24 protein-coding genes, 1 pseudogene and 1 riboswitch are annotated in these 26,392 nt (G+C 65.9%); of the genes and pseudogenes, 4 read left to right on the top strand and 21 right to left on the bottom strand.

Features of this window, described 5'->3' with window-relative positions; genetic code table 11:
* Positions 1–6 precede the first annotated feature (6 nt).
* The 8 genes from E3227_RS07560 to E3227_RS07525 form a co-directional block, all read right to left on the bottom strand.
* Positions 7–1,563: a UDP-N-acetylmuramoyl-tripeptide--D-alanyl-D-alanine ligase gene (locus E3227_RS07560; RefSeq protein WP_144318071.1), complete on the bottom strand. Its 1,557-nt coding sequence runs from the start codon at positions 1,561–1,563 to the stop codon at positions 7–9.
* Complete coding sequence (locus E3227_RS07555) at positions 1,550–3,166, bottom strand: UDP-N-acetylmuramoyl-L-alanyl-D-glutamate--2,6-diaminopimelate ligase (RefSeq protein ID WP_144318070.1); 1,617 nt, start codon at positions 3,164–3,166, stop codon at positions 1,550–1,552. The genes E3227_RS07560 and E3227_RS07555 overlap by 14 nt, the downstream gene beginning before the upstream one ends.
* A gap of 64 nt (positions 3,167–3,230) precedes the next feature.
* Entirely contained in the window at positions 3,231–5,240 is a 2,010-nt protein-coding gene (locus E3227_RS07550; protein WP_144318069.1) for a peptidoglycan D,D-transpeptidase FtsI family protein, read from the bottom strand.
* 88 nt (positions 5,241–5,328) lie between these two features.
* Positions 5,329–6,120, bottom strand: coding sequence for a cell division protein FtsL (ftsL, locus tag E3227_RS07545; protein WP_246062652.1), 792 nt, complete (start codon positions 6,118–6,120; stop codon positions 5,329–5,331).
* Positions 6,121–7,122, bottom strand: a complete 1,002-nt coding sequence (rsmH, locus tag E3227_RS07540) for a 16S rRNA (cytosine(1402)-N(4))-methyltransferase RsmH (RefSeq protein ID WP_144318620.1) — start codon at positions 7,120–7,122, stop codon at positions 6,121–6,123. It lies immediately after the preceding gene.
* 243 nt (positions 7,123–7,365) lie between these two features.
* Positions 7,366–7,800 (bottom strand): division/cell wall cluster transcriptional repressor MraZ, encoded by a 435-nt coding sequence (gene mraZ, locus E3227_RS07535; RefSeq protein WP_144318068.1) that lies wholly within the window; start codon positions 7,798–7,800, stop codon positions 7,366–7,368.
* A 440-nt stretch (positions 7,801–8,240) separates the two neighbouring features.
* Positions 8,241–8,624 (bottom strand): DUF3040 domain-containing protein, encoded by a 384-nt coding sequence (locus E3227_RS07530; protein ID WP_136651500.1) that lies wholly within the window; start codon positions 8,622–8,624, stop codon positions 8,241–8,243.
* 127 nt (positions 8,625–8,751) lie between these two features.
* Complete coding sequence (locus E3227_RS07525; protein WP_136651499.1) at positions 8,752–9,192, bottom strand: SAV_6107 family HEPN domain-containing protein; 441 nt, start codon at positions 9,190–9,192, stop codon at positions 8,752–8,754.
* 159 nt (positions 9,193–9,351) lie between these two features.
* Between E3227_RS07525 and E3227_RS07520 the strand changes: the two genes are divergently transcribed.
* From E3227_RS07520 to E3227_RS07510, 3 genes are read left to right on the top strand one after another with little or no spacing between them, the layout of a single operon-like run.
* Positions 9,352–9,951, top strand: a complete 600-nt coding sequence (locus tag E3227_RS07520; RefSeq protein WP_144318067.1) for a GNAT family N-acetyltransferase — start codon at positions 9,352–9,354, stop codon at positions 9,949–9,951.
* Positions 9,952–9,996: 45 nt separating this feature from the next.
* Positions 9,997–11,109 carry a polyprenyl synthetase family protein gene (locus E3227_RS07515; protein WP_281281329.1) on the top strand — a complete coding sequence of 371 codons (1,113 nt, stop codon included), beginning with the start codon at positions 9,997–9,999 and terminating at the stop codon, positions 11,107–11,109.
* Positions 11,102–12,562, top strand: a complete 1,461-nt coding sequence (locus tag E3227_RS07510) for an alpha-(1->6)-mannopyranosyltransferase A (RefSeq protein WP_136651497.1) — start codon at positions 11,102–11,104, stop codon at positions 12,560–12,562. Before E3227_RS07515 ends, E3227_RS07510 begins: the two co-directional genes overlap by 8 nt.
* Here E3227_RS07510 and E3227_RS07505 read toward each other — a convergent pair.
* The gene (locus tag E3227_RS07505; protein ID WP_136651496.1) at positions 12,534–12,974 is read right to left on the bottom strand and encodes an Rv2175c family DNA-binding protein; all 441 of its coding nucleotides are present in this window, start codon (positions 12,972–12,974) and stop codon (positions 12,534–12,536) included. The two genes, E3227_RS07510 and E3227_RS07505, sit on opposite strands and share 29 nt — an antisense overlap.
* On the opposite strand from E3227_RS07505, the pseudogene E3227_RS07500 reads away from it, so the two are divergent.
* A pseudogene (locus tag E3227_RS07500) lies at positions 12,973–14,214 on the top strand (protein kinase domain-containing protein); the annotation flags it as partial. The gene E3227_RS07505 and the pseudogene E3227_RS07500 sit on opposite strands and share 2 nt — an antisense overlap.
* A 35-nt stretch (positions 14,215–14,249) precedes the next feature.
* On the opposite strand, the gene E3227_RS07495 reads toward E3227_RS07500, so the two are convergent.
* The 12 genes from E3227_RS07495 to ctaE form a co-directional block, all read right to left on the bottom strand.
* Positions 14,250–15,638: a class II 3-deoxy-7-phosphoheptulonate synthase gene (locus tag E3227_RS07495; RefSeq protein ID WP_136651494.1), complete on the bottom strand. Its 1,389-nt coding sequence runs from the start codon at positions 15,636–15,638 to the stop codon at positions 14,250–14,252.
* 59 nt (positions 15,639–15,697) lie between these two features.
* Complete coding sequence (locus tag E3227_RS07490; protein ID WP_136651663.1) at positions 15,698–16,231, bottom strand: polyadenylate-specific 3'-exoribonuclease AS; 534 nt, start codon at positions 16,229–16,231, stop codon at positions 15,698–15,700.
* 5 nt (positions 16,232–16,236) lie between these two features.
* Positions 16,237–16,428 carry a hypothetical protein gene (locus E3227_RS07485; protein WP_136651493.1) on the bottom strand — a complete coding sequence of 64 codons (192 nt, stop codon included), beginning with the start codon at positions 16,426–16,428 and terminating at the stop codon, positions 16,237–16,239.
* A gap of 14 nt (positions 16,429–16,442) precedes the next feature.
* Positions 16,443–17,180, bottom strand: coding sequence for a lysophospholipid acyltransferase family protein (locus E3227_RS07480; protein ID WP_136651492.1), 738 nt, complete (start codon positions 17,178–17,180; stop codon positions 16,443–16,445).
* An 8-nt stretch (positions 17,181–17,188) separates the two neighbouring features.
* Entirely contained in the window at positions 17,189–18,160 is a 972-nt protein-coding gene (locus tag E3227_RS07475; protein ID WP_136651491.1) for an ROK family protein, read from the bottom strand.
* Positions 18,161–18,171: 11 nt separating this feature from the next.
* Positions 18,172–19,308 (bottom strand): glycosyltransferase family 4 protein, encoded by a 1,137-nt coding sequence (locus E3227_RS07470; RefSeq protein WP_136651490.1) that lies wholly within the window; start codon positions 19,306–19,308, stop codon positions 18,172–18,174.
* A gap of 1 nt (position 19,309) precedes the next feature.
* On the bottom strand, positions 19,310–20,356 hold the full coding sequence (locus tag E3227_RS07465) for a C40 family peptidase (protein ID WP_375543037.1): 1,047 nt from the start codon (positions 20,354–20,356) through the stop codon (positions 19,310–19,312).
* Positions 20,357–20,578: 222 nt separating this feature from the next.
* Positions 20,579–21,334: a C40 family peptidase gene (locus E3227_RS07460; protein ID WP_136651488.1), complete on the bottom strand. Its 756-nt coding sequence runs from the start codon at positions 21,332–21,334 to the stop codon at positions 20,579–20,581.
* Between the two features lie 12 nt (positions 21,335–21,346).
* Positions 21,347–21,555: riboswitch (cyclic di-AMP (ydaO/yuaA leader) on the bottom strand.
* A gap of 370 nt (positions 21,556–21,925) precedes the next feature.
* On the bottom strand, positions 21,926–23,557 hold the full coding sequence (gene qcrB / locus E3227_RS07455) for a cytochrome bc1 complex cytochrome b subunit (protein ID WP_144318066.1): 1,632 nt from the start codon (positions 23,555–23,557) through the stop codon (positions 21,926–21,928).
* Positions 23,557–24,780: a cytochrome bc1 complex Rieske iron-sulfur subunit gene (gene qcrA / locus E3227_RS07450; RefSeq protein WP_144318065.1), complete on the bottom strand. Its 1,224-nt coding sequence runs from the start codon at positions 24,778–24,780 to the stop codon at positions 23,557–23,559. The genes qcrB and qcrA overlap by 1 nt, the downstream gene beginning before the upstream one ends.
* Positions 24,777–25,625, bottom strand: a complete 849-nt coding sequence (qcrC, locus tag E3227_RS07445; RefSeq protein WP_144318064.1) for a cytochrome bc1 complex diheme cytochrome c subunit — start codon at positions 25,623–25,625, stop codon at positions 24,777–24,779. The genes qcrA and qcrC overlap by 4 nt, the downstream gene beginning before the upstream one ends.
* A 68-nt stretch (positions 25,626–25,693) precedes the next feature.
* Positions 25,694–26,314: an aa3-type cytochrome oxidase subunit III gene (gene ctaE, locus E3227_RS07440; RefSeq protein WP_186365960.1), complete on the bottom strand. Its 621-nt coding sequence runs from the start codon at positions 26,312–26,314 to the stop codon at positions 25,694–25,696.
* Between the last annotated feature and the right edge of the window lie 78 nt (positions 26,315–26,392).

Genomic DNA, 26,392 nt, shown 5'->3' with positions numbered 1-26,392 from the left:
AGTGCTTTAGCGCTCCCCGTCTCCGAAATGTGTGTGGCCCCTCATGCTATGCCCTTGCAGCAGGGCGTTCGCCACCGCCCAGAGCCCGAGCGCGTTCGATGCCTTCACCAGCACCACGTCGCGCGTGTCGCGCTCGTACCAACCTTCCTCCCCCGCCGGCGGCACCGACAGGATCGCCTTCACTAGGGATGTGGCCTCGTCGACGTCCCGGGCGGAGTCGACGTGGATCCCGCGGTCGCGCGCCCGGTCCTTCAGCGCGTCCATCGCGGGGTTATCCCCGACCGCGACGAGGTGTGTGACGCGGTAGCGAGCCAGCTCGTTGCCGAGCTCGCGGTGCGCGCTGACCGAATCGCCTCCGAGCTCCCCCATCTCACCCAGCACCGCGATAGAGCGCACACCGGGGCGTGCGGCGGCCGTAAATCCCAGCGCCGCGATCCCGGCGCGCATCGAGTCCGGGTTGGCGTTGTACGCGTCGTTGATCACGGTGACCCCGTCGCTACGGGTTTGCACGTCCATGCGGTTGCCGGACACGCCGTGAGCATCGCTCAGGCAGCGCGCGACAGTGGCGGCGTCAATACCGCTTTCGATGCCGACGGCCGCGGCAGCGAGAGCGTTGGACACCTGGTGGGCGCCGAAGACGTTGAGCTCCACGCGCTGCGGATCGTTGCCCGGGGAGTGGAGCATGAAGCTGGCGCGGGTGACGTCGTCAAGCGAAATGTCCGTGGCGTAGTAGTCGGCGCGGCTGTGCTCGGCAGAGAAGGTGACCACCCGCGCGCTGGTGCGCGGCGCCATGCCGGCGACGAGGGGGTCGTCGGCGTTGAGGATGGCCACGCCACCCTCCGCCGCGTCCGGCAGCGCCTCGACGAGCTCGCCCTTGGCCACCGCGATGTTTTCCTTGGAACCGAACTCGCCCAAGTGGGCCGAGCCGATGTTGAGCACCACGCCAAACTTCGGCGGGGCGATCGTCGCCAAGTGCGCGATGTGGCCGATGCCGCGCGCGGACATTTCCGCGACGAGGAACTTCGTCGACTCAGTGCAGCGCAGCACCGTGTACGGATGGCCGAGCTCGTTGTTGAACGACCCGGGGGGCGCGACGGTCTGGCCGGCAGCGGAGAGCACCGACGCGACAAGGTCCTTCGTCGAGGTCTTGCCGGCGGAGCCCGTGATCCCCACGATCGAGAGGCCGTGCTCGTTAGTGAGCGTTGTGGCCACGTAGCTGGCTAGCTTGGACATGCCCGCGACGACACCGGCAGCGGAACCGTCGGGGTCGTTGGCGGCGAGCTCGGAGTTGTCGCCGTCGAGCTTGGCGGCCTTGGGCACGATCACCGCGTCCACACCCACATCCTTGGCAGCGAGCACACCGGCTGCGCCCTGCTCAATGGCGTTGCGCGCGAAGTTGTGACCGTCGACATGCTTGCCCGGCAAGGCGACGAACAGACCGCCAGAGGTGATCTTGCGCGAGTCGAACTCCACGAACCCATCGACGAGAGCGTGCGGGTTCGCGTTGTCGCTCAGCGTGCCGCCAGTGATCTTGGCAATCGTGGCCAACTCAAGTGGGATCATGTGAGAAGAAATCCTTACCGTCTGCAAGCTCCTGCGGCTGGTGGGTGCCGTGAGCGTCGTTTTCACCGTAGCCGTTCTCGGCCAAAGCCCTGCGCATCTCCTCGCGATCGTCGAAGTGGTGTGTCGTCTCCCCAATGATCTGGCCGACCTCGTGGCCCTTGCCCACGACCACCACCGCATCACCTGGCTGGGCCCAGGCTACGAGCTGGTCAATCGCCTCCGCGCGCGAGCCGCATTCCCTGATCTCTGCGTCGCTGCCCGCCTCGCGCGCCCCGTCGAGCACCGCGGCGCGGATCGACGCGGGGTCCTCGGTGCGCGGGTTGTCGTCGGTGACGATGACGAAGTCGGCGCGCGTGGCCGCCTCCCGGCCCATCACGGCGCGTTTGGTGGTGTCGCGATCACCACCGGCTCCGACGGCGATGCCGATCCTGCCGTCGACCTGTTCGCGCAGCGTCTCAAGCACCGCGGCGATCGCGGCGGGTTTATGCGCGTAATCGACCACGGCTACGAAGCCCTGGCCGGCGTCGATACGCTCCATGCGCCCCGGCACCGCGGCGTCTTCCAGCCCGCGAACAAACTGCGCGACGTCCGCGCCCACCACGCGCGCCAGCGCCGTCGCGAGCGCCGCGTTAGCCACGTTGAACGCCCCCGGCAGCTGCAGGGTGAACGCGTGGGTGTGGGCGTCGATACGCAGCTCAATGTCTTGGGCACCGTTGTCGCGGACGCGGATCAGCCGCGCGCTGCAATCGAGCCCGTCCTGGCCGTGCGTGCCCACGCGCAGCGGTCGCGACGCGAGCTGCGCCATCCGCTCGCCCCACTCGTCATCAACGCAGATCACGCTTGTCGACGCCGCGACCGACGATGCGGGATCAAAAAACGCCGCCTTCGCCTCGAAGTAGTCCTCCATTGTCGGGTGGAAGTCGAGGTGGTCCTGGCTGAGATTGGTAAATCCGGCCGCGTCGAACGAGGTGCCGCCCACGCGCCCCAGGCTCAGCGCGTGCGAGCTGACCTCCATGACCACGTGCGTCACGCCCTCAGCCGCCATGCGCGCAAACAGCGCTTGGAGGGTGGGCGCCTCCGGCGTGGTCAGCGAGGTGGGAACGTCGCGGCCGCGGATGCGCGTCCCCGTCGTGCCGATGAGCCCGACCTGGGCGCCGGCGGCGATCAGCCCGCGCTCCAGCAGGTAGGTGGTGGTCGTCTTGCCCGACGTGCCGGTGACCCCGATAAGTGTCATGCGGCGCGAGGGGTGCCCGTAGACGTGCGCCGAGACCTCGCCCAGCACCGCGCGGACGTCGTCGACGACGAGCACGGGGCGGCGATCCCCTGCCGCTTCGACGATGTCCAGGCCCTCGCGGTCGGTGAGGATGGCGCGCGCGGGAGACTCCGCGGCGAACTGCGCACCGTGGACACGCGTGCCCGGCAGGGCGGCGAACAGCCCTCCCGGCGCGACCTCGCGGGCGTTGAGCCCCACGGAGCTTACGGCGACGTCCGCCCAACCTTCAGCCGGTGATGGAACATCGGCTCCGGCGATGCGTGCGAGCTCTCCAAGCGACACCGGCGCTTGCGAGTCGCCCGCGGCGCTGTTTTGGTTGAGCTGGTCCACCTAGTCTCCTCCGCCCTCGGTTGTTGTCTTAAGTCTTTTATATGCCTCTTGCGTGAAAGAGGGGTCAACGCTGCTCCAGCACGTACGGCTCGGCTGGCGGGCTCTGCGCGATGTTCTCGCGGTTGAGCAGCCAGGATGCGATTTCGCGGAAGACCGGCGCGGCCGACTGGCCACCTGACCCGCCCTCAAGCGGGCCGCGCTGGGGCTCGTCCAGCATGACGGCGACGACGAAGCGGGGGTCGTCGGCGGGCGCGATGCCGGCGAAGGTGATCCAGAACTGGTTCTGCGAGTACGCCCCGGTATCCGGGTTGACCTTCTGGGCCGTGCCGGTCTTACCCGCCAACTGGTAGCCCTCGATGCCGCTGCCCTGGGCGGTACCGGAGTTCACGCCCATCGGGTCCTGCTGGAAGGTAGAGCGGAACATGTCCACCGTCGTCTTCGCCGTGGCCTCGCTGACCACGCGGGTGCGCTTCGGTGCTTGCGCCTCCGCCGGCTGGCCGTCGGGCCCAACCACCTCGGAGATGATGCGCGGCTCGATCCTTTCGCCACCGTTGGCCAGCGTTTGGTACACGCTGGCCATCTGCAGCGTGGTCCAGCTCATGCCCTGGCCAATCGGCAGGTTGGCAAAGGTGCCGCCCGACCACTGCTCGAGCACCGGAACCAGGCCCGCGGATTCGTTCGGCAGCTCGATGCCCGTTGTCTGCCCAATGCCGAAGCGCTGCAGGTAGTCCCAATACTTCTCCTCGCCGAGGCGCTGCGCGATCTGCAGCGTGCCCACGTTGGAGGACTTACCGAAGATCCCCGCCGTGGTGTAGGGGGCCACGCCGTGTGACCAGGCGTCGTTGACCGTCACGCCAGCCATGTCGATGGAGCCGGGCACCTGGTGCACCTCGGTCGGGTCCGTCAGCCCCTCCTCGATCGCGGCGGCGGCCGTGATCACCTTGGCCACGGATCCCGGCTCGTACGGGTGCGAGATGGAATAGTTGTCAAAGCTGCGGCCCTCGGCGAGCTGCTTTTGTACATCGCCATTCGGGTCGATCGTCCCGGTGTTCGCCATGGCGAGCACCTCGCCCGTGTGCGCGTCGAGCACGACGGCCTCGGCGTCCTTGGCCAGCGAATTCGCCTTCGCCTGCTCGAGGGTGCGCTGCACGAACGTCTGCAGATCAACGTCGATGGTCAGCTTGACCTGGGAGCCGTCGACGGGCGGGACGACGTCGCGAAGCGTGCCCGGGATCGACTGGCCCTGGACCGAGACGTCCTCGGTGGACCTACCGTTAATGCCGGTCAACACACTGTCGCTGGAAGCCTCGAGGCCGAACTGGCCCTGGCCGTCCATAGAGACCTTGCCGATGATGTTCTCCCCGACCGCCCCGTTGGGGTACTGGCGGATGTCCTGGTGATCCGCCGCGACGCCGTGGAACTCCTTGGCCACCTCGGCCGCGACATCGGGGTCGACGTTGCGCACGAGCACCTCGTAGTCGGACTCCGCGAGCAGCTTGTCCAGGATATCCTTCGAGCTCACGCGGGACTGCGCCTCGTCCTTCGCGTCCGCTGGGTCCTTAGCGTGCGCCCCCTCGATCATCCGGGGGATTTCGTTGGCCATGGTGCGCAGGACGTCCTCAACGCGGGCGTCGACTTGGGCCTGGATCGCCTCAGACGACAAGCCGTCGCGACGCATCTGCAGCTCCTGCTGCTCGCGCAGCTCCTTGCGCAGCATGACCGGGGAGACCGTCAGCGAGCGCGCCTGCATGGTGTAGGCGAGCTGGTTGCCCGAGCGGTCGATGATCTCGCCGCGGCGGGCCGGGTCGTCGTAGATGCGTTCGCGCTGTGCCTGGGCCTGCACCTGCAGGTTCGGCCCCCACACGACCTGCACCCACGCCAAGCGGCCGACGAGCAGCACAGCGGCGATAACGAATGCGGCCGCGATAAAGCTCGCGCGCTTGCGCGTGATCAGCTTCTGCGGCGCCACAGACTGGGGACCGGGCGCGCGAGGGCTCGGCTGCGGGCGGAGGTTGTCGACGCGGGTGCTCTCACCGCGATCCTCCGGCCGGCGGCGTGCGCTCGGGGTATTCACAGCGCTAAAGTCACCTGCCTCGTCGTTGTTTCAAATCGCACTTCATCTTGCCCGCCGCGCGGCTTTGTGTCCGTGACCGCCACGCCCGTTAGTTTCCGGCACTCACGCGCGGGGCGTACGGCGCGAGGTTGCTTGCCGGCGGGGCAGCCTCCGGCGCCGGCGGGGTGTTTTGGCCCAGGACGTTTCCGCCGGGCACCGAGGTCAGGCTGTCGCCGACGCGGGCCGTGGCGTCCCGGTCGCTCGTCGCCCGGTCTTCGGTGCCGCGCTGGCCGTCGGCGGAGGTCACGTCGGTCATCTTCTGCGTCGCATCAGGGTTGAACGGGCGGGTCTCCTCGACTGCGCCGTCGGCACCCACGGACAGGATTCCGGGCGCGTGCGAGACGACCATCCCGGCATCAGCTGCCTTGCGCGCGATCTCGGCCGAGGACTTGACGTTTTCCGCGTCGCGGTTGAGGGTCTCGACCTCGTTGCTCAGCGCGCGCTCGCGAGCCTGCAGCTCCTGGATGGTAAAAGACTGCGAGGTGGACACGCCCGAGAGGAACATCGCGATGAGCACCCCGAGGATGAGCAACGGCACCGCGATTACGGACATCGTGGAGAAGGTGCGCTTGACCTCTTTGACTTCGCCGACCCTGCGGCCGCGAACGGACACGACCTGCTTGGAGCCGAGCCGGCCAACACCCTGGGTGTTGCGCGGGTGCAGCGCGTGCGGCGCGTATCGACGCACCGGCTGCGGCGTCGCCGTCGTCCGCGACGTCGTCGTGCGCGGGCGGCGCACTGCCGGCCGCTCGAGGGTGGCTGTGCCCGAGCGGGCGGACGCGGTGAGGTCTCGGCTTGCTCCCATGGCGTTGTGGCCTTTCGTCTGGGTCATCATGGTCATCTACGGGTTGTCAGTGCGAAGCTTTTCGATGCCCCGGACACGCACCGGCGCGGCCCGGGAGTTCTGTTCGATCTCTGCCTCGGATGCTTTTTCCGCGCCTTGGGTAATCGAGCGGAATTTCGCGGCGGTGCCGGGCAGGTCCATCGGCAGACCGGTTGGCGTTGTGGAGGTGGCCAGGGAGGTCAGGGCGGTTTTGACGATCTTGTCCTCGAGCGACTGGTAGCTCATGAACACCACGCGCCCGCCCGGACCGAGCAGGTCAGTGATCACCGGGATCACCGCTCGCAGCGCGTCGAGCTCCCCGTTGACCTCGATGCGTAGCGCCTGGAACGTGCGCTTCGCCGGGTGCCCGCCGGTGCGCCGGGTGGCGGCCGGAATGGCCTGGTAGAGAAGCTCTACGAGGCGGCCGCTGCGCTCGAACGGGGCCTTCTCGCGCTCTTTCAAGATGTGGGAGGCTATCTTTCCCGCGAAGCGCTCGTCACCGTAGGTCTTCAAGATGCGCGCGAGCTCGCCGTGGCTGTACGTATTCAGCACATCCGCCGCGGTGAGCGTCGTCGTTGGGTCCATCCGCATGTCCAGCGGCGCGTCGACCTTGTACGCAAAACCGCGCTCCTCCTGGTCGAGCTGCATGGAGGACACGCCGAGGTCGAACAGGGCGCCCGCCACCCCGTGCGTGCGCGCAGCGTCGAAAATGGTGCCCTCGCGGTCGCGGATTGCGTTGCCGATGTCGTCGAAACGCGCCTGCACGCCCACGAAGCGATCGCCGAATGGGGCCAGCCGCTCAGACGCGTCGCGCAGGGCCGCGGGGTCGCGGTCAACGCCAATTACCGACGCCTCGGGGAAGCGCCGCAGGAAATGCTCTGTGTGGCCGCCCGCGCCGAGTGTCGCGTCGACGATGACCGCGCCCGCACCGAACTCCTCGACAGCCGGGGCGAGTAAGTCCGCCATGCGGTCTCGCATGACGGGAACATGGCCGTGGTTGGGATCCACTCGAAAGTCCATATCCGCGATGTGAGCAGCGTTGTCTTTGTGTGCCACTGGATCCACCCCCTTGGTTTGGCTGGCCGTCGTGCGCGCGGTTGTCGCGCGGTGTGTCGTGCTGTGTCTCGGTCGGGGAACGTATAGGGCCCTGCCCGGGCGGCTGTTCTGGTGTCGGGGAAGTACACCAGAACGCTCCACGCCACGGACAGAGTCCGTACACGCTCTCCGCTTGGAAGTCGGTGCCTGCCTGCGGGGTAGTCAGTCCTACAGGAGACCGGAGAGAATGTCGTCGTCATCGGCCGCCGCGAAGGCAGCCTCGGTTTCGTGCTGGTAGTTAGCCCAGGACTCGGCGTCCCAGATTTCGAGAAAATCGACCGAACCGATGACTACGCACTCCTTGGAAAGGTGCGCGTACTCGCGGTGCGCCGGCGACAGCGTGATGCGACCTGAACCGTCGAGCGTTTGCTCATCCGCGCTGGCAGCCAGGTTGCGGATAAATGCGCGCGCTTTCGGGTTCGTGCGTGAAGCTGCAGCTGCCTTGCGGGCGCGTGCTGCGAACTCCTCGCGGGGGTAGACCGCCAGAGAGTGGTCTTGCCCCTTGGTCACCATCAACCCGTCCGCCAGGTCCTCGCGGAACTTGGCGGGCAGCGTCAGGCGTCCCTTGTCGTCGAGCTTGGGAGTGTAGGTTCCCAGAAACATCCGAAAGCCCACCTTCCTTCACTCTGTGACTACGGCTGTTCAATTTTTCGAGCGGCGATTCGCAGTTGCACGTAGTCAAGATGCCACCACGGCCCTCCGCTGAGCCCCACTCTATCCCACTTTCCCCCACAAACGCCACACTCAGGGGCGAGTTGTCGCGAAACTTTAGGGAAAGCGCAGGTTAAAGGGAGAAAATTAGGTGGCGTAGTGGCCCGGAAGAAAGCGTGAAAGGGCCCAGAATAGCATTCACATGAGCAACTTTGGAGCTCTCTCACACTCCTGAGAACCACCTTCCCCACGCGTTTAGGCGGCTCATCACGGTGAATATCGAATCGTAGACAGCTAGTGGGAGAAAGTGGGAGGACAAGGTGGGGCACTGTGGGGACGACAAAGCCCGCCCCACGCTTGTGCGCGGGGCGGGCTTTGTGCCTGCCGGTTAATTACTGGCCTTCAAAACGGCGCTTGAAGTTCTCTTCCATCTTTGAGGTGCGCGCGGGGCGCTGTGCGGCGACGGCGCGAACCGGCACCGAAGACCCGCCCGACGGGGAGGTCAGGGCCATGACACCGCCGGCGAGCATGATGGCAAACCCAACGACGCTGATAGCGACTAACCACACGCTGACGGTGGCGAGGGCAACGCCACCGATGAGCAGGACCAGGCCAGTTACCATCAGCGCAGCGCTGCGCATGGTGAGTCGGCCGCCGCCCGGCTGGCCGGCGAAACCGGAACCCTGGGGCACCCTGTTGCCGAACTTAGGGTCCTCGGCGAGAAGCGATTGCTCGATCTCGCGAAGGGTGCGCTGTTCCTGCTCAGAAAGGGACACTGTCTACTCTCCAGCTCTACCGTTGGATGATTGTGGTTGGCTTACATCTACTACAACGGTAAGTGTATCCAGATTGTTCCTGCCCGAGGTGGGCTTTGCTCAACCCGGCTTGCCGTGCCCCTCCCCTTTACGCCACCAGCGGCGCCTTTGTGGCGCCGGGGATGGACTCCTCTAGAAACTCCTCCACCAGCGCAATGAGGCGCTGAACCACGCGAGGGTCGGGGTGTGGCTCGATACCGGTGATGACCCGACTGCGCTGGACGGAGAACGCGGTGAACGTCTCGGCCCACTCCTTGCCGCGCTCCGACGTCAGCCGGAGTTTGTCCCAGGCGCTTGCCGGTAGCCTTTTGCGCTTGCGTATGACTGGCGAGCCGGCGTTGACTGCCCCCGCCACCCTCAAGGCGGCACGGTACGCGTTTTCCATCGCCACATCGAGGGCGCCAGCTGCGTAGTCTGCCTGCGCCTGGGCGAGAAGCACATAGGCAGAGCGGAAGAATCGCTCACGCCTGGTTCCGTGCGCGGCAGATCCATAGGCGGCCTTGGTGGTGGCGGAGACGATGCTTGACATTTCTTACCTTCCGAGTGCGGGTCGTTTGATTACCTTGATTGCCATCACTCTAAAACGCACGTTCGACATCCCCCGCTCCTTTATAGTACATTTGTTCTAATTACGTAAATGTCTGCTGAACACTGCCATTTCCAGCACGCCGCGTGGTTCGATAGAAGGGTGACTGTGACATATCGTCGCCTCAGCGGCCCCGAGTTCGCGATCCTCGCCCCCGACCTCGTTGACATTTACATCACGGCGATGGGCTACGACCCCGCGATTCGCTCTGGGCGCATCGCGGTCTGGCAACGCGAGATCATCTGGCCCGGCTTCACTGCGGTCGCCGCCATCGAACGCACCGCGTCCAACACCTCCGGCGGCACGGTCGACGAACGGGTCGTCGGCATCGCCTATGGGTTTATCGGGAACCGCGAACGGTGGTGGGACCAACAACTCATGCGGGGCCTGCGCGAAAGCGGCGGGCTGAGCGCGCAGCACTCCGCGATGCTGCGCGACTACTTCGAGGTCGCCGAGATCCACGTCCACCCCTCCCGCCAAGGCGCGGGAATCGGGCGGGCCCTGTTGTCCCAGTTGTTGTGGAACGCCCCGGCGCGCTGGGCGTTGTTGTCCACACCCGAGGTGCCGAACGAATCCAATCACGCGTTCGGCCTATATCGTTCGATGGGCTTTCACGACATCCTGCGCGACTTTTACTACGCGGGCGACGATCGCCCCTTCGCAATTCTTGGCCGCACCCTTCCCCTGCCCGCCGGCGGGTAGTGTTAAAGCGAAATATCATCGCGGATTTATAAGGAGAGCGCAGTGGTGAGTGTGCCGAGCGAATTGGCCATCGACAAAGTAAGCCCGGCCGATTTCCCCTCCGCTGTAAAGGACGCTCTCGAGGAATTCCTCGACGAGCGCTACGCCGAGGTGGAGAAGATCGGCCCCCCGGTCACCCGCTCCGTTCAGCACCTGCGCGACTTCATCCTCGGCGGCGGCAAGCGGATCCGCCCCCTGTACGCCTGGACCGGCTTCTTCGGCGCGCGCGCCGCAGGCGGGGTTGGCTCCGAGGACCCGGAGGCTGTCCTGCGCGCCGTGAGCTCGCTCGAACTGATCCAGGCGTGCGCGCTGATTCACGACGACATCATCGACGCCTCCGATACCCGGCGCGGCAACCCCACAGTGCACCGCGCCGTGGAGGCCCGCCACAGTAAAGACGACCTGTTCGGCGACTCGGCGGACTACGGGCGCAACGAGGCCATCCTCATCGGCGACTTCGCACTGATCTGGGCGGAAGACATGTGGCGTTACTCGGGCCTCAGCGAGGCCGCGCTGACCCGCGCCGCCGAGCCGTGGCGCGGCATGCGCACCGAAGTCATCGGCGGCCAGCTGCTCGACATCGCGCTCGAGGCCGCCGTCAACGAGTCTGTCGAGATGGCCAACAACGTCAACCGCTACAAAACGGCCGCCTACACCATCGAGCGCCCGCTGCACCTCGGTGCCGCGATCGCCGGCGCGCCAGCGGACACGATAGAGGCGTTCCGCGGCTACGGCCGCGACATCGGGATCGCCTTCCAGCTTCGCGACGACCTACTCGGCGTCTTCGGCGACGAAGCCGTCACCGGCAAGCCGGCTGGCGACGACCTGCGCGAGGGCAAGCGGACGGTCCTGCTCGCCGCGGCGCTGAATCGTCTCGACGCCACCGACCCCGTCTCCGCCGCCCGCCTGCGCGATCGCGTGGGCCGCACGAGCGATCGCGACGAGCTCGCGGAGCTCGCGGCGATTGTGGAGTCCAGCGGAGCGATCGCGGACGTCGAAAAGCAAATTGCGGACTTAACTGAGTCCGGGCTTGCCCACTTGAGCAGGGCGGGTATTGATGGCGAGGTTGCGAACACGCTGCGTGATCTGGCGATTCGGGCGACGGAGCGCCGTGCCTAGATCGGTATGGCTCGGCCTCGCCGCGGGGATTGTTATCGCCCTCGGCAGCTACGGCGCTGGCGCCACCCGCAACCGCGGCGGCGTAATGCGCGAGCTCGGCTTGGGCCACCTCATGTACGGCCACGGCCGCTCCATCATGGACGCGCTGCTCACCGCCGGCATTATTGCCCTAGTGGTGGCGTGGGTCTGGTTTGGGCGCGACCTCACCCGCCAGCGCGCGGGTTTTGCGGAGACTCGGCGCGCGACCTGGCTATGGACCGCCGGGCTCGCCCTCGCCGCGCCGATCCTGTCGCGCGACGTCTACTCCTACCTCATGCAGGGCGCAATGCTTCGCGACGGCTTCGACCCCTACACCGAAGGCGCCGCGGTCAATCCGGGCCCCTACCTCTACGAAGTCAGCCACGACTGGCGCAACACGACCACCCCCTACGGGCCGCTGCACCTGTGGATTGGCGAGCGGATTACCACCCTCGTCGGCGACAACGTCACCTTGGGGATCGTGGCGTACAAGCTGCTTACCCTCGCCGGGTTCGCGGCGATCGTCTGGGCCGTGCCCCGCATCGCCGCAGAACTCGGCGGCAACCCCGCCCTCGCGCTCTGGCTCGGCGTGGCCAACCCGGTGATGCTGCTGCACATGGTCGGCGGGATGCACAACGAAGCGATTATGGTCGGGCTCGTCAGCGTGGGCCTGCTCGCCTGCCTGCGCAACCGTTTCGTGCTCGGCACCGTGGTGATTAGCCTCGCGGTGTCGCTCAAAGCCACCGCCGCGATCGCCCTGCCGTTCGTGGTGTGGATGGCCTACAACCGCCGCCGCAGTGACACCGCCACCCTCGCGCGCAACGCCGTCGATTTCGTGCTGGTCGGCGCGGTGTCGGTCGTGCTGACCATGGCCGTGCTGTGGGCCGTTACTGTGCTCTCCGGCTCCTCCTTCGGCTGGGTCGCCGAGATCTCCGGGAACTCAAAGGTGGTCAACCCGCTCGCCGGCCCCACCTTGGTCGCCGACGCGTTCACTCCCCTCGCCCAGCTTTTCGACGAGCACTTCCGCTACAACGCGGCACTCGCACTCGCGCGCCGGATCGGCGCGGTGCTGATGCTCGTCGGCCTGGCTCTGACGTGGTTTATCTTCCGCCGCAACGACCGCGAGGCGGTGGCGGGCATCGCGTGTGCCTACGCAGTGGCGTTTGTCGCCAACGCGGTGACCTTCCCGTGGTACTACGCCTCGCTGCTCTCCCTGCTGGGCACGGTGAGTACGCCGCTGTGGGTGCGGCGCGCCACGGTCTTCTTCTCCGTCGTGGTCGCTCTCGCCTTCACCGGCAGCGGCAACCACCGCTTTTACGACGGCTGGTTCATCGTCGTGTCCTTCGCCGCCGCCTGGATCGCCGCCGAGGTGGTCTACCCGCGGGCGCCGACAACGCCGGCTGAGGCTAGAACGCCATCGCCTGCGCTCGCCTGATCACCTCACGTGCGCCGTGGCCGTGCAGGGCGTCGACGGGCCGGCCGGGCAGCGACTCGTCGTCGGTGAACAGGTAGTGGAGGATCTCGTCGGCGCTGTAGCCGCCGTCGTGAAGCACCATGATGGCGCCGCCGACGAACTTGGATAGCTCCCCGTCCTCGCCTAAGAGGCGCTCGGGGACGTACTTCACCCCGTCTTTGCGGTAGACGAGCAGCTTGTGCGCGCCAACAAGGTCGTGCACTTTGGTCACGGGGACGCCAAGGTACTCGGCAACATCTGGCAGGGGTAGCAGCGTCTCGTTGGCGAGCAATCCGTCGAGGTCAATATTCGGCGTATTCACGTGAGATACCTTACCCGCGCGACGGCTGTGGGTTGGCTGTTGGAGGCGCTTGTCGGCCATACTGGAATGCATGACTGAGCTTGCCGTGGGTGACTATCTGGACAACCGCTACGTCATCGATCGCCCCATCGCCCGCGGCGGCATGTCCACGGTGTACCGCTGCGTCGATGTCCGCCTCGGCAGGGAAGTCGCCGCGAAGGTGATGGATAACCGCTACGTCGACGATCATCTCTTTCTCACCCGCTTCCGGCGCGAAGCCCGCGCCATGGCTCAGCTGTCGCACCCCAACCTGGTCAACGTCTACGACTTCTCCCACGAGGGCGACCACGTTTTCCTCATCATGGAGCTGATCCGCGGCGGCACACTGCGCGAGCTGCTGGCCGAGCGCGGCCCGATGCCCCCGCACGCGGCCGCCGCGGTGATGCGCGCGACGCTGACCGGGCTCTCGATCGCCCACCGCAAGGAGATGGTGCACCGCGACATCAAACCGGACAACATTCTGATCAACTCTGACCACCGCGTGAAGCTCGCCGACTTCGGCCTCGTGCGCGCGGCCGCCGATTCAACCCATTCAACCGACCAGATAGTGGGCACCGTCAGCTACCTCTCGCCCGAGCAGGTTGACGGCTCCCCGATGGGCCCGGCCTCCGATGTCTACTCCGCCGGCATCGTGTTATTTGAGCTGCTCACGGGCACCGTCCCGTTCTCCGGCGACACGCCGCTCGCCCACGCGTACGCGCGGCTGAACAGGGACGTCCCGGCGGCGTCGTCACGCATTGAGGGCGTGCCCAAGCTTGTCGACGAGCTCGTGGCGACAGCCACCGCCCGCCACCCCGAGGACCGCTTCGTCGACGCCGCCGAGTTCCTCGCCGCGCTTGACGACGTCGCCGCAGCGCTCGACCTGCCCGACTACGTGGTGCCCGTGCCGCGCGACTCCGCCGCGAACCGCGCCGCGGCCCACCCCACGGCCGTGACCCTGCTGAACACCCCGCAGCCCAAACCTGCGGCCCCCGCGCTTGAGCAGCGGCTATTTCCTGAGTCGAGCAGCACCCGCGTGATTGGCGCGGCGCCGCCAGTTGCCCCCGTACCCGCTGTGCCGCCAGCGCCCGCCCCGGTTCCGGTGCCCGCCACCCCGCGCCCGCCGGAGCAGCAGGCGCCAGCGCCCGTCGCCCCGCCACCGGAGCCGCTGACCAACCGCAGCGTGCTCGGCACCGCGTTCTTTGCGGTGCTGTCGCTGCTGGTCATCGCGCTAGTGGCCATCGGCGCGTGGTGGTTCGGCTCGGGCATGTACGGCGAACTCCCCGCCCTTATTCGCTAGGACGGGGAGACGATGTTCGAAGACTGCGCTTAGTAGCGCAGCATCTCCGCGACGAGGAAGGCCAGCTCGAGGGCCTGCTCGGTGTTCAGGCGCGGGTCGCAAGCGGACTCGTAGCGACCCGGCAGGTCCAGGTCGGTAATGTCCTGCGCGCCGCCGAGGCACTCGGTGACGTTCTCGCCGGTCAGCTCGATGTGGATGCCGCCCGGGTGGGTGCCCAGCTCGCGGTGCACCTCGAAGAAGCCCTGCGCCTCGTCGATGATCTTGTCGAAGTGGCGCGTCTTGTACCCATTGGAGGCGGTGAACGTGTTGCCGTGCATCGGGTCGGACTGCCAGACCACCTTGTGGCCGGAGGCCTCGACGGCCTTGACAATCCCGGGCAGCACGTTGCGGACGTTCTCATGGCCCATGCGGATGACCATGGTGAGGCGGCCGGGCTCGCGGTTCGGGTCCAGCTTCTCGGCGTAGGCCACGGCCTCCTCAGGCGTAACCTTCGGGCCGAGCTTGATCCCGATCGGGTTGTTGATCATCGCGGCGAAGTTGACGTGGAAGTCCTCCATGCCGCGGGTGCGCTCACCGATCCAGAGCTGGTGCGCGGACAAATCGTAGAGCTTGGTCTCACCCGAGCTGTCCTCGGCCAGGCGCAGCATGGCGCGCTCGTAGTCCACCAGCAGCGCCTCGTGCGAGGCGTAGATCTCGCTGGTGCGCAGGAGCTCGTCGTTAACGCCGCAGGCACGCATGAAATCGAGCGAGCGGGTGATCTCACGCGCCAGCGCCTCGTAGCGCGCGCCTGCCGGCGACGCCGCCACGAACTGGCGGTTCCAATCGTGGATGTGGTTGAGATCCGCGGTGCCGGACGAGGTCAGCGCGCGTACCAGGTTCATCGCGGCGGAGGCGTTTGCGTAAGCGCGGACCATGCGGGCCGGGTCGTGGCGGCGGGCCTCCGGCGTGGGCTCCACGCCGTTGACAATGTCGCCGCGGTAGTTCGGCAGGCCGTTTTCGTCCAGGTCGGAAGAGCGCGGCTTCGCGTACTGGCCAGCGATGCGGCCAAGCTTGACGACAGGCACCGACGCGCCGTACGTCAGCACCGCCGCCATCTGCAGCAGGGTGCGCACGTTAGCGCGGATGTGCGGCTCGGTGTTGGACTCAAATGTCTCGGCGCAGTCACCGCCCTGCAGGAGGAACGCCTTGCCCAGTGCGACGTCGGCAAGCTGAGTCTTCAGCGTCTCGATCTCGGGCGCGAGCACCACGGGCGGGACCGACTCGAGGAGCTTGCGCACGTTGCTGGCCTCATCCGCATCCCACGACGGCTGCTGCTTGGCATCGCGGGAGATGACGTCCAAAAACGTCTCGTTCAAGTCTCCCGGCAAGGGGGGAAGATCGGGTAGCGCCTCTTTGGGGATGTCAATTGTCCAACTCACCCCTTAAGTTCTATCACGCCGCCGCTAGTTTTGAAACCCCAGGTCACACCAAGTGCAATTCACCTGGTGGAACGGTGCTCCCGCAGCGTGGAAATGGCTCCGCTGTCCTCGAGGGGTAAAACCTCCCTGCAGGCGTTGAACTTAGCCACGTTGTGGCGGGCGTCGACAAGCGCATTGTGATTGCCCTTCGGCAGGCTCGGCAGCTTCGGCCGCCCGGCCATCTCCCAATACTGCTTCAGCTCGCGGGTAAAGCGCGGCAGCGTGCGCGGCAACCCGCTCATATCGCCCCACAGCTGCGCCAGCACCACATGGTCGTAGGCGCCGACCCACGCCCACAGCTCGGGCTGGGTGTCGGAGGCGGTGAGAAACGCGGCGACCTCGCGGCGGATCTGCGCCTTCGTCTTCCACTCCTCGCCTCCCGGGCTCGGCAGCTTGTCCAACACGTTGTCGCGCACCCAGCGGTTGGCCCGATCGGCGCGAAATTCCGTGGACACGGCGTAGTACTCGCGCCCGTCCTCGGCGACGATTCCGATGGAGACCAGCTCGATGGTCACGCCGTCTTCGATGAACTCGGTGTCGTAGAAGTAGCGCACCCGGCTCACGCTCGGTCGCCCGGCTCGGCAGGCGGGGCGTCGTGCGCACCGCGGCGCGGCCAGAACATCACGAGCCCCACCCCCACTACCGACAGCGGTGCAACAATGTTGATGCCGCGCCCGGTCTGGGTTGCAATCAGCACCGCAATCACGAAAACGCAGCACAGCGCAATGCGGATGATGAGGTCTCGGTCCATGGGTTCAATCCTATTTACCTGGCTTTGGGCTCGGCGCCCTCGGGGTAGCCGTTGCCCTCTTCGAGCGACTTCTTCACGTCGGCGGCGTACATGTCCACGTACTCAAATCCGGACAGCTGCTGGATCTGCGCCATCACGTAATCCGAGAAGGGGCGCATCACCTCGCGCGACTGCGGGTCGAACCCGTTCTCGCGCGCCCACTCGTGCGGGTTGATCGGGGTGCCAATCTTCATGCTCACCTTTTTCGGCCGCGGGATCACGGTGCCGATCGGGTTGGCGTCGCGCGTGCCGAACATCGCCACGGGGATCACGTCGACGTTGTTGGTCATGGCGATGCGCGCCATGCCCGTCTTCGCCTTGTACAGGCGCCCGTCCGGGGAGCGGGTGCCCTCCGGGTAGAAACCGAGCAGCCTGCCCTCGTCGAAGACTCCCTTTGCGGCGCGCTGCAGGTCCTCTGCGGCACCCGCGGACGTGCGGTCCACCGGGATCTGACCCACCGAGCTGAAAAAGAAGCGCTGGATCGCGCCGGAAAGCCCGGGAGAGGTGAAGTACTCCTTCTTCGCGGGGAAGGTCAGCTCGCGCCACACCATCAGCGGCAGATAGAAGGAATCCATCACTGCCTGGTGGTTTGATGCCAGGATCGCTGATCCCTTACGCGGGATGTTGTTGGAGCCCTCAATCTTCGGGCGGTTCCAGAACAACAGCGGGATCCCGATGAAGATCCTGAAAATCATGTACCAGACGCTGACCATTTCCCCTCCTACACCAGTTCGCGGGCCAAATCGGCCACTCCGAGCATACCCGCTTCGGGGCCTCGTTCGGCGCACGTTACGTGCGGAAGCGGACGATACCCCGCCCCCACCATGTCGTGCGCCATCGCCTCGCGCGCGGTTCCTAAGAAAAGGTCCGCGTCACTGCTGACTCCCCCGCCGAGCACGATCAGCTCGGGATCCAGGACGTCAGCGACGATGGAGAGGCCCATGCCCAGCCAGCGGGCGAACTTATCGACGGCCGCCTTGCCCAGGGCGTCGCCACGCCGCGCCGCGCGCATCACATCGTGGCCCGTGGCGCGCTTGTCCACCACCGCGCGGTAGAGCCCGCAGCCCTTGTAGCCGCCTGCCGACGCCACCTCGACGGCCGTGTCGACGAGCGCCGTGCCCGAGGCGTAGCGCTCCAGGCAGCCGTGCTTGCCGCAGGAGCACACCCGCCCGCCCGGCACTACCGTGATGTGTCCGAACTCGGGCGCGGTGCCGAACGAGCCGCGGTAGATCTCGCCGCGGTGCATCAGCGTCGCGCCGATTCCCGTGCCCACGGCGAAAAACACCCACGTCTCAGCGTCGCGGGCGGCGCCGAAGCGGTACTCGCCCCACGCCGCCGAGTTCGCATCGTGCTCGAGGCGCACCGGCAGGCCGATGGACTCTTCAAGGATGGCCTTCACGGGGGCGTCGTTACGCCACGGCAAGTGCGGGGCGAAGCGCACCTTCTCGCAGGCCGGGTCCAAAAAGCCGGCGATCGCCGCGCCGACCGCCGCGATGTCGTGGTCGCGGCGTACCTCGGCGACGAGCCGGGTGATCGCGGCGGTGAGCTCCTCCGCGTCGTGCGGCGTAGCGATCGAGCGCGAGTCGATGATTTCCCCGGCGCCCGTGACCACGCCCGCGCGCGTGTTCGTGCCGCCAATATCGAAGCCGATGGTCAACGGCGCGGCGTTCGCGCTTCGGGTTTCGGAGAGCATAGCCAACTATGTTAACCCGCCAGGCACAGAAGGCTGTAGAGCCTATCGCCCAAGGCCTCCCAAGAAAAGGCGCGCTCCACGTGGGCGCGGCCTCGCCGGCCCATCTCGCGGCGGCGCGCGGGGTCATCCAGCAGTGAGACGATCGCGGCGGCCACCGCGTTTGCATCCCGGCCGTCGACCACGATGCCGGTCTGATCCGTCACCGTCTCCGGCGCCCCGCCCGAATCCCCCACCACAACGGGCACGGCGCACGCCTGGGCCTCGAGGTAGACAATGCCGAGCCCCTCGACGTCGAGGCCCGCGCCGCGCGTGCGCGCGGGCATGGCAAACACATCCGCCGCGGCCACGATGTCGCGCAGGCGCGTGCGATCCACGGCGCCGGTAAACACCACGGCATCGCCGAGACCCTTCGCGCGCTCTTTCAAAGCTCGCTCGTAGGGGCCCGTGCCGACGATGACGAGGCGCGCGCCCGGGTGGGCGGAGAGGACGTTGGGGAGGGCATCGAGAAGCGTGTCTTGGCCCTTGCGGCGCACCAGCCGCGACGCGCAGACGATCAGCGGCCCGCGGACGCCCAGCTCGGCGCGCACAGCGGCGCGCTCAGCCTCGCTTGCGGGGCGAAAAAACTGCTTATCGACGCCCGACGGCAACGCCACGAACCTCGGCGAGGACCCAACCGCGCTGCGGAAGCGCCCGAGCGCGTACTCGGAGATGTACGTGACCACGTCGGCTCGCCGCCCAATTGCCGTGAGCACTTGCCGCGCGCCCGGCAGCATCGACCACCCGACCTCGTGGCCGTGGGTCGAGGCGACTACGCGCTTCGCCCCGGCGGACTTTGCCGCCGCCCCCATGAGCGCCAGCGGCGCGGCGGCACCGAACCACACCGTCGCCACACCGTGGGCGCGGATGAGGCGGCGCATCTCGCGGGCCGTCGCCGGGGTGGGCAGCATGACGCGGCGCGGCCAGCGCACCACGGTGTAGTCCACCTCCGCATCCCAGCAGCGCGCCGCGTCGGCGTCCTGAGTGGAGGCGAACACAATGAGCTCGTTGGGGCCGGCGCGGCGTACAAATTCGTCAGCAAAGTCCCGCAAATACGACTGAATCCCACCGACAGTGGGTGGGAAGTCATTGGCGACCAGCAGCACCGGCATTCTAGTAGCGGACCGCTCCCTGGACCGGCATCGAGTTCAGCGGCACGACCTGGACGGGGATGCCGTAGTCAGAGGCGTGGACGACCTGGCCGTTGCCGATGTACATGCCCACGTGCGTGACACCCGGGTAGTAGCCAATAATGTCGCCCGGCTGCAGGTCCGACATGGACACCGGGGTGCCGCCGGCCAGCTGCGCCTGGGAGGTGCGCGGGATCGACTTGCCGTTCTGGGAGTACGCCCACACCATCAGCCCGGAGCAGTCGAAGGCATCGGGGCCGGACGCGCCCCAGCCGTAGGGCTTGCCCAGCTGCGCGAGCGCCGCGGCCGTGATCGCGTTGCCGAACGCGCCCGGGTTGAGCAGGTCCACCGGCACCGGGTTGGACTGGTTCATCCATGCCTGGCGCGCCTCGGGCGTCAGCGCATCCACGCGGGCCTCAACCTCTTTAATGCGGGCCTCGATGTCGGCTCGCTCCTTCTCCAGCTGAGCCTTCTGCGCGTCAAGTTTGACGCGGTTGTACTGCGCCGTCGCCTTAGCGACGTCCGCCTCACGCGCAGCCTGAATGGCTTCTTCGCTCGCGGCGCGCAGGCCTTCAAGCTGCTCCTGGCGCTTGCGTGAAATGGATCCGAGGTAGGTGGTCCTGTCAATGACTTCCTGCGGAGTCGCGGAACCCAGGGTGTTCACCACGCTGTCGACCTGCAGCGTTCGGTAGGTCGAGGTGGCAACGGCGTTGACGTCGCCCTGCTGCAGCGCGCGGGCACCGCGCACCTCCATCGCCCTAGCTTGGGCGTCAGCGGCGACGCGAGCGCTCTCATCGAGCTCCGCGCGCGCCTGGTCGAGCTGAACCTCGAGGGCCTTGATCTCCTCCATCTTTGCGGTCGCTTCGTCAGAGACGGTGCCCAGTTCCGCGATGAGGGTGTCCAGGTCCTCAGCGTGCGCGGGAGAAACGAGTCCCGCCACGGCAGCGCCCGCTGTGGCAAGCGAGATAGATGTGTATGCAATTGTTCCGGCGCTTCGGCGAGCGCGCGGAGGAAGAGAGTGCTTTCCCACGGTGACTTCCTCGAAACCTTCCTTGTTAAACCCTAAGCAGGATATGGGCCACATCCAGCGTGAATGCGGCGCTGGAGACGCAGCAACGCGGCCCGAGCTTTATAGAACTGTTACACACTATAGCGCCCCGCTCCCGAGAATCAATCTATTACGGAGCAATTGTTTTAAGACGCGAAACCGGCCTCGCGCAGCGATCACGCGAGGCCGGTGGAAGCGAGCGGGTTAGAAGCGAACCACGGAGTGGATCGGCATCATGTTTAGCGGGCGCTCTGCAACCGGAGCACCGGAGTTCAGGGCGTCGATGATGGTGCCGTTGCCCGCGTAGATAGCAACGTGGGAGGCGCCACCATAGTAGACCACGACGTCGCCCGGCTGGATGTTGTCCAGGCTGACGGGGGTGCCACCGGAAGCCTGGGCCTGGGACGTGCGCGGGATGGACTTGCCAGCCTGGGCGTGGACCCAGGAGGTGAAACCGGAGCAGTCGAAAGCGTTGGGGCCCGCTGCGCCGTAGACGTACGGGGAGCCGATCTTGGAGCGGGCGATATCGACGATCTGCTGGCCGGCGGACGGCGCCGGAGCGATGACAGCCGGAGCCTCGGCAGCCGCGGCCGCAACGGTCTGCGTGGAGGTCTCGACCGGGGCGGAGACGTAGCGGGTCTCAGCGTCCGCGAGGAAGGCGGAGAAGCCCGGGATGTTGGTGACGCCAGGGACAGCCTTCACTGCGGCGATCGCAGCGGCAACGTCGCCGCCCGATGCCTGGCCACCGAGGGAGGGGATCCACATCTCGATACCGGGGATGGCCGCGATGCCGGGCACGTTCTCAATACCCGGGACCTGGACGCTGACGGGGCTGTTGGGGACGCGAACCTCGGCCGCGTCTGCGGTGGCGGGTGCCAGAAGGGTTGCGCCCGTAACGAGGGCGGAAACGGCAGCAATGTTGCGCGCTGCGGACGAGTTCTGGCGAAGGTGCTGTGCCACGTGAATTACTCCATATCTTCTCTTGCCTACCGGGTTAGCTGACGGGTTGGACTTGAGAAAAGTCCTGCGCCGCTCCGTCTCCTACCTAACAAGTTGGGTGAAGATCCTTGCGCGCATTAACCCCAGGTGAGGCCCGCGGGCCCTGTGGTGGGTCCCCGGCTCCCCTACAACCGCAGGCGCCTTGTGCGCTGCCGTTGCCGAGGATTCGGCGTTATATGTTTGTTGTTGTCGTAACTTGCATCCAACGTTCGTTGCCGCAAAGTCTCGAGTAGGTTACGAAACCGCAACGGGGATTGTCCAATGCGACATCCGTTATCACGCCGTTATTTTCCGAGATCCGCGACATCGCTCGGCCCGGTGCGGTCAATTCAGAGCCGCGCCCGTTTCTACTAAAGTAGAAATTACTGCCCCTAGCAGGCTCTTCTCCCGTCTCAACCACCTCGGAAACCCGGCTCGGCGCCGTGCCCGGATTCTCTATAGTTCCTTTATGTGGCGTTCGTCACGTCCCCTTTGTTATCGGGTTGTAACAAATAATGGACCTCCCCTTCGGAAGGTCCATTCTTCGTACTTTTATCGAGCTCGGTGAAGCGACTACTTGTCGTCTCGCGGAGTCGCGTCGCGGTCGGACAGATGCTTCGTTTCCTCCAGAGCGCGCAGCGTCTCGATCTCGTCGTGATGGTTGCTCTCCGCCGCATCGCGGACACGCTCGGTGACATCGAGCTCTGCGGGGGAGAACGTACCGATCGTCTCGGAGTCTGCGTAGCCGAGCTGGTTCATCTGCTTCGGCACGCGGGCGCCTGCGTACTCGAGCGGCACCGGGTGACCATGCTCGTCGACCGGGCCGAGCGGCTGGTGGATCTCGACGAAGGCACCGTTCGGCAGCCTCTTGATGATGCCTGTCTCGATACCGTGCTCCAGCACCTCACGGTCGGAGCGCTGCAGACCGACACAGATGCGGTAGGTGATGAAGTACACCAGCGGCGGCAACACGATCAGGCCGATACGACCGAACCACGTCATCGCGTTCAGCGAGATCTCGAAGAAGTGCGCAACGTGGTCGTTACCACCGGAGATGGTCAGCAGCAGGAAGAAGGTTACAGCCATGACGCCGATCCCGGTACGCACCGGAACGTCGCGCGGGCGCTGCAGGAGGTTGTGGTGGGCGCGGTCGCCGGTCACAGCCTGCTCGATGAACGGGTAGGCGAAGAGGAGTGCCACCAGGATGCCACACATCAGCGCCACCCAGAACGCACCCGGGATGGTGTAGTTGCCCAAGTAGAGCTCCCACGCCGGCATGACACGCGCCGCGCCGTCCGTCCACAGCATGTAGACGTCAGGCTGGGAGCCAGCGGAAACCTGCGAGGGGTTGTAGGGGCCCAGGTTCCAGATCGCGTTGATGGTGGTCAGACCCGCCATGCCGGAGAGCACGGCGAAAACAACGAACATGAACCCGATGGCCTTGACGGCGAACACCGGCATGATGCGGATGCCCACGACGTTGTTCTCCGTGCGGCCCGGGCCAGGGAACTGAGTGTGCTTCTGGAACCACACGAGCAGCAGGTGAGCCGCGACGAGCGCGAGGATCAGGCCCGGCAGGATCAGAACGTGGAGGATGTAGAAGCGGTTCAGCATGAGGTCCGACGGGAAGTCGCCGCCGAAGATCGCCCAGTGCATCCAGGTACCGATGATCGGGATGCCCACGATGATGGCGGACATGATGCGCAGGCCCACGCCGGAGAGCAGGTCGTCCGGCAGGGAGTAGCCCATGAAGCCCTCGATCATGCCGACGAGGATCAGGGTGACGCCGATGATCCAGTTCGCTTCACGCGGGCGTCGGAACGCACCGGTGAAGAAGATGCGCAGCATGTGCGCGAACATGGACATCATGAACATCAGGGCGGCCCAGTGGTGCATCTGGCGGACGAAGAGGCCGCCGCGCACCTCGAACGAGATGTCCAGAGCAGTGGCGTAGGCGCGCGACATCTCGACACCATTGAGCGGCAGGTAGCCGCCGTCGTAGATGACCTTGGTAATCGACGGGTCGAAGAACAGGGCCAGGTAGATACCGGTCAGCAGCAGGATGATGAAGCTGTACAGCGCCATCTCGCCGAGCATGAACGACCAGTGGGTCGGGAAGACCTTGTTCAGCTGGGGTCGTAGGAAACCAGAGACTGTGTAGCGCGAATCAATATTGTCCGCGGCTTGTGCGAGTTTAGTGCTCATTAGGACTTACGCTCCCAGAATGCCGGGCCAACGGGCTCAATGAAGTTTCCGCTGGCAACGAGGTAACCTTCTTCGTCAACTGTCACAGGAAGCTGCGGCAGGGCACGCGCGGCCGGGCCGAAGATCGGCTTGCCGTAGTGCAGCGCATCAAACTGCGACTGGTGGCACGGGCACAGGATGCGGTTGGTTTGAGCCTCGTACAGAGACGTCGGGCAACCAATGTGCGTGCAGATCTTGGAGTAGGCGTAGTAGTCGCCGTAGTGGAACGTCTCCTGACCCTCGCGCTCGACGACGCGGTTGGCGTCCTCGGAGCGAAGGCGGATCAACATGACCGCGTTACGCGGACCGTGGATGGAGTGCATGTGGTTTTCGTACACATCGCGCTCCGGGTTGTAGGTAGCGCCGTCGTTGACGTCTTCCTCGTAGAGCGGGAAGACCGTCTCCATCGACGCGGCAGCCAGATCCTCCGGTCGCATGCGCACGAGGCGCGAGACACCAGCCGTGGTGTAGTGCTTGCCAGCCTGGCCCTCGTGCAGCTCGGCAATCGCACCAGTGTCGCGACCGAGGTAGATTTTCACGCCCTCCTCGAAATTGGTCCAGCCGTGGGTCCACAGGGTGCCATCGCCGTGGTAGTTGAGTTCGTGGCGCGGACGCCACGGGTTTTTGATCAGGCCACCCAGCGGGGCGATGATGACCAGGCCGGCCATCAGGCCAGCGCCGCCGAGGAGGCCCATCATCACTTTACGACGACCGAGGGTCGACGTCTCCCAGGCGTCGTTAAGCAATGCGGTGGTCGTGCGGCGGTCGAGCTCGCTGGAGCGGCCATCGTGACGGCGCTGCACCGAGATCTCCTCCGGCACGAACTTTTTGACGTATTGGATGATCGCGATGCCGAGAGCCCCCAGGCCGAGCATCGACGTCAGGCCGAGCAGCGGGGTGTAGAGGGTGTACATCCACAAGCCCTCGTCGCCGTGGAACTTCGGCTCCCACGGCCAGAACAGGTAGACGCCGAGGAACGCGATGCCCATCACGATCGAGATGGCCAGCCACACGTTGATACCGGTTGCAGCGGCCTTCTCGCGCGGATCGCCCTCGACCGGGAAGCGCTCCTTGCGGTAGGCAACGGTGACGTCGTCAAGCTCAGTTCCCAAAGCGGCGAGCTCGGCGTTGTTCATGCGGTCGAGTTCCGCGTCAGTGTAATTCTTCTTCACTTCATTGCTCATGAGCGCGATCCAATCCACATAGCAGCAGCGGCGACAAGAGTGACGCCGATGATCCACATAGCCATACCCTCAGACACCGGGCCGAGGCCGCCCAGGCCCCAGCCACCCGGGGACGGGGTCTCCTTGGTGGACTTAATGAAGGCGATGATGTCCTTCTTCTCGTCCGCCGTCAGCTGGCGGTCGGAGAACTTCGGCATGTTCTGCGGTCCGGTCAGCATCGCCTGGTAGATCTCCTGCTCGTTCGCCGGGTCCAGTGCAGGCGCGTACTTACCCGACGACAGCGCGCCGCCGCGGCCGGTGAAGTTATGGCAGGACGCGCAGTTAAGGCGGAAGAGCTCGCCACCGCGGGCGACGTCCTCGGCCTGAATCTGGCCGTCGAAGTTCCTGCCGCGCAGCTCATCCATCGCAATGGTGCCGTCTGGGTTTCTGACGAGCTCCGGGCCACCGCCGTTGGCCGCGACGTAGGCGGCCATGGCGAGTGCCTGCGACTCGCTGTAGCGCGGGCGCTTGCGCTCCGCCTGGGCGTCGTTCGACATCATGGGCATACGTCCAGAGTTGACCTGGAAGTAGACAGCGCCCTCTCCGGTGCCGATCAGGGACGGACCGCGGTCCTGAACGCCTTGGAGGTTAGCGCCGTGGCAGGTGATGCAGGCGACGTCGTAGAGGTCTTTGCCCTCCTGGATCAGCGCCTGGTCATCGCGCTGAGCCGTCGCCACCTGGGCGTTGGGGGTCAGAGCGGTGGCCAAGAAGCCAGCACCGGTGAGCCCGAGCGTTAAAGCTGCAGCGCCCGCGACAGTGCGCCGCGTCTTGCGGCGGCTCCGCGTCTTCTTTGGGGTGTTATCCATCGTGTTCCCTTAAGCGACTGTGAGTCTTATACGTGGCGTCTTCCCGCGAGGTCCGCGGGCAAGGCGCATTACTGAACGAGGTACAGGGTGACAAAGACGCCAATCCAGATGACGTCGACGAAGTGCCAGTAGTAGGACGTCGCCATCGCGGCGGTGGCCTGAGCCGGTGTGAACTTCGACTTGGCAACTCGCATCATCACCACAATGAAGGCGATGATGCCGGCCGTCACGTGGGCCATGTGGAAGCCGGTGATGATGTAGAACACCGAGCCGTACACGGAAGCCTGCGGGGTCACGCCGTGGCTGACCATCTCATACCACTCGAAAGCGACGAGACCGAGGAACACGACGCCGAGAGCGATGGTGATGCCAAACCACCTGCGCAGCCCGTAGACATCACCCCGCTCTGCGGCGAACACGCCCATCTGAGAGGTCACGGAGGACAGCACGAGAACGATGGTGATGATCAGGCCGAACATCACGTTCAGGTGCTCAGTCTGGTTCTCCCAGTCCCCGGCGGTCATGCCGTTTGCGCGCGACGTGAAGTACATCGCGAACAACCCAGCGAAGAACATCAACTCTTGGGCGAGGAACGCGATCGTTCCCACGCTGACCATGTTCGGCCGGTTCAGCACGGGGACACGATTCGGCGGTGTCGCCATCTCTTGGTTAGTAATTGCGGTCGTCACGCATGTGATTATCGCCCTTTTTCGCCTGAAAGTCACCTCGTATACCCCCGAAAAGCAACTGACAGAAAGGCTCCAACC

This window comes from Corynebacterium sanguinis (assembly GCF_007641235.1).
In the GTDB taxonomy this organism is placed as follows: Bacteria; Actinomycetota; Actinomycetes; order Mycobacteriales; family Mycobacteriaceae; genus Corynebacterium; species Corynebacterium sanguinis.
Note: the sequence above shows the minus strand (reverse complement) of the source record. Positions and strands in the feature narration are given on the sequence as shown.

Excerpts from the sequence above, each read along its gene's own strand:
- E3227_RS07505 (WP_136651496.1), bottom strand. The coding sequence starts at position 12,974 with ATGCATTCCAGTATGGCCGACAAGCGCCTCCAACAGCCAACCCACAGC.
- qcrB (WP_144318066.1), bottom strand. The coding sequence starts at position 23,557 with ATGAGCACTAAACTCGCACAAGCCGCGGACAATATTGATTCGCGCTAC.
- E3227_RS07485 (WP_136651493.1), bottom strand. The coding sequence starts at position 16,428 with ATGGACCGAGACCTCATCATCCGCATTGCGCTGTGCTGCGTTTTCGTG.
- qcrC (WP_144318064.1), bottom strand. The coding sequence starts at position 25,625 with ATGGATAACACCCCAAAGAAGACGCGGAGCCGCCGCAAGACGCGGCGC.
- ftsL (WP_246062652.1), bottom strand. The coding sequence starts at position 6,120 with ATGACCATGATGACCCAGACGAAAGGCCACAACGCCATGGGAGCAAGC.
- rsmH (WP_144318620.1), bottom strand. The coding sequence starts at position 7,122 with ATGGACTTTCGAGTGGATCCCAACCACGGCCATGTTCCCGTCATGCGA.
- E3227_RS07525 (WP_136651499.1), bottom strand. The coding sequence starts at position 9,192 with ATGTCAAGCATCGTCTCCGCCACCACCAAGGCCGCCTATGGATCTGCC.
- qcrA (WP_144318065.1), bottom strand. The coding sequence starts at position 24,780 with ATGAGCAATGAAGTGAAGAAGAATTACACTGACGCGGAACTCGACCGC.
- E3227_RS07475 (WP_136651491.1), bottom strand. The coding sequence starts at position 18,160 with ATGCTCTCCGAAACCCGAAGCGCGAACGCCGCGCCGTTGACCATCGGC.
- E3227_RS07480 (WP_136651492.1), bottom strand. The coding sequence starts at position 17,180 with ATGGTCAGCGTCTGGTACATGATTTTCAGGATCTTCATCGGGATCCCG.
- mraZ (WP_144318068.1), bottom strand. The coding sequence starts at position 7,800 with ATGTTTCTGGGAACCTACACTCCCAAGCTCGACGACAAGGGACGCCTG.
- E3227_RS07470 (WP_136651490.1), bottom strand. The coding sequence starts at position 19,308 with ATGCCGGTGCTGCTGGTCGCCAATGACTTCCCACCCACTGTCGGTGGG.
- E3227_RS07560 (WP_144318071.1), bottom strand. The coding sequence starts at position 1,563 with ATGATCCCACTTGAGTTGGCCACGATTGCCAAGATCACTGGCGGCACG.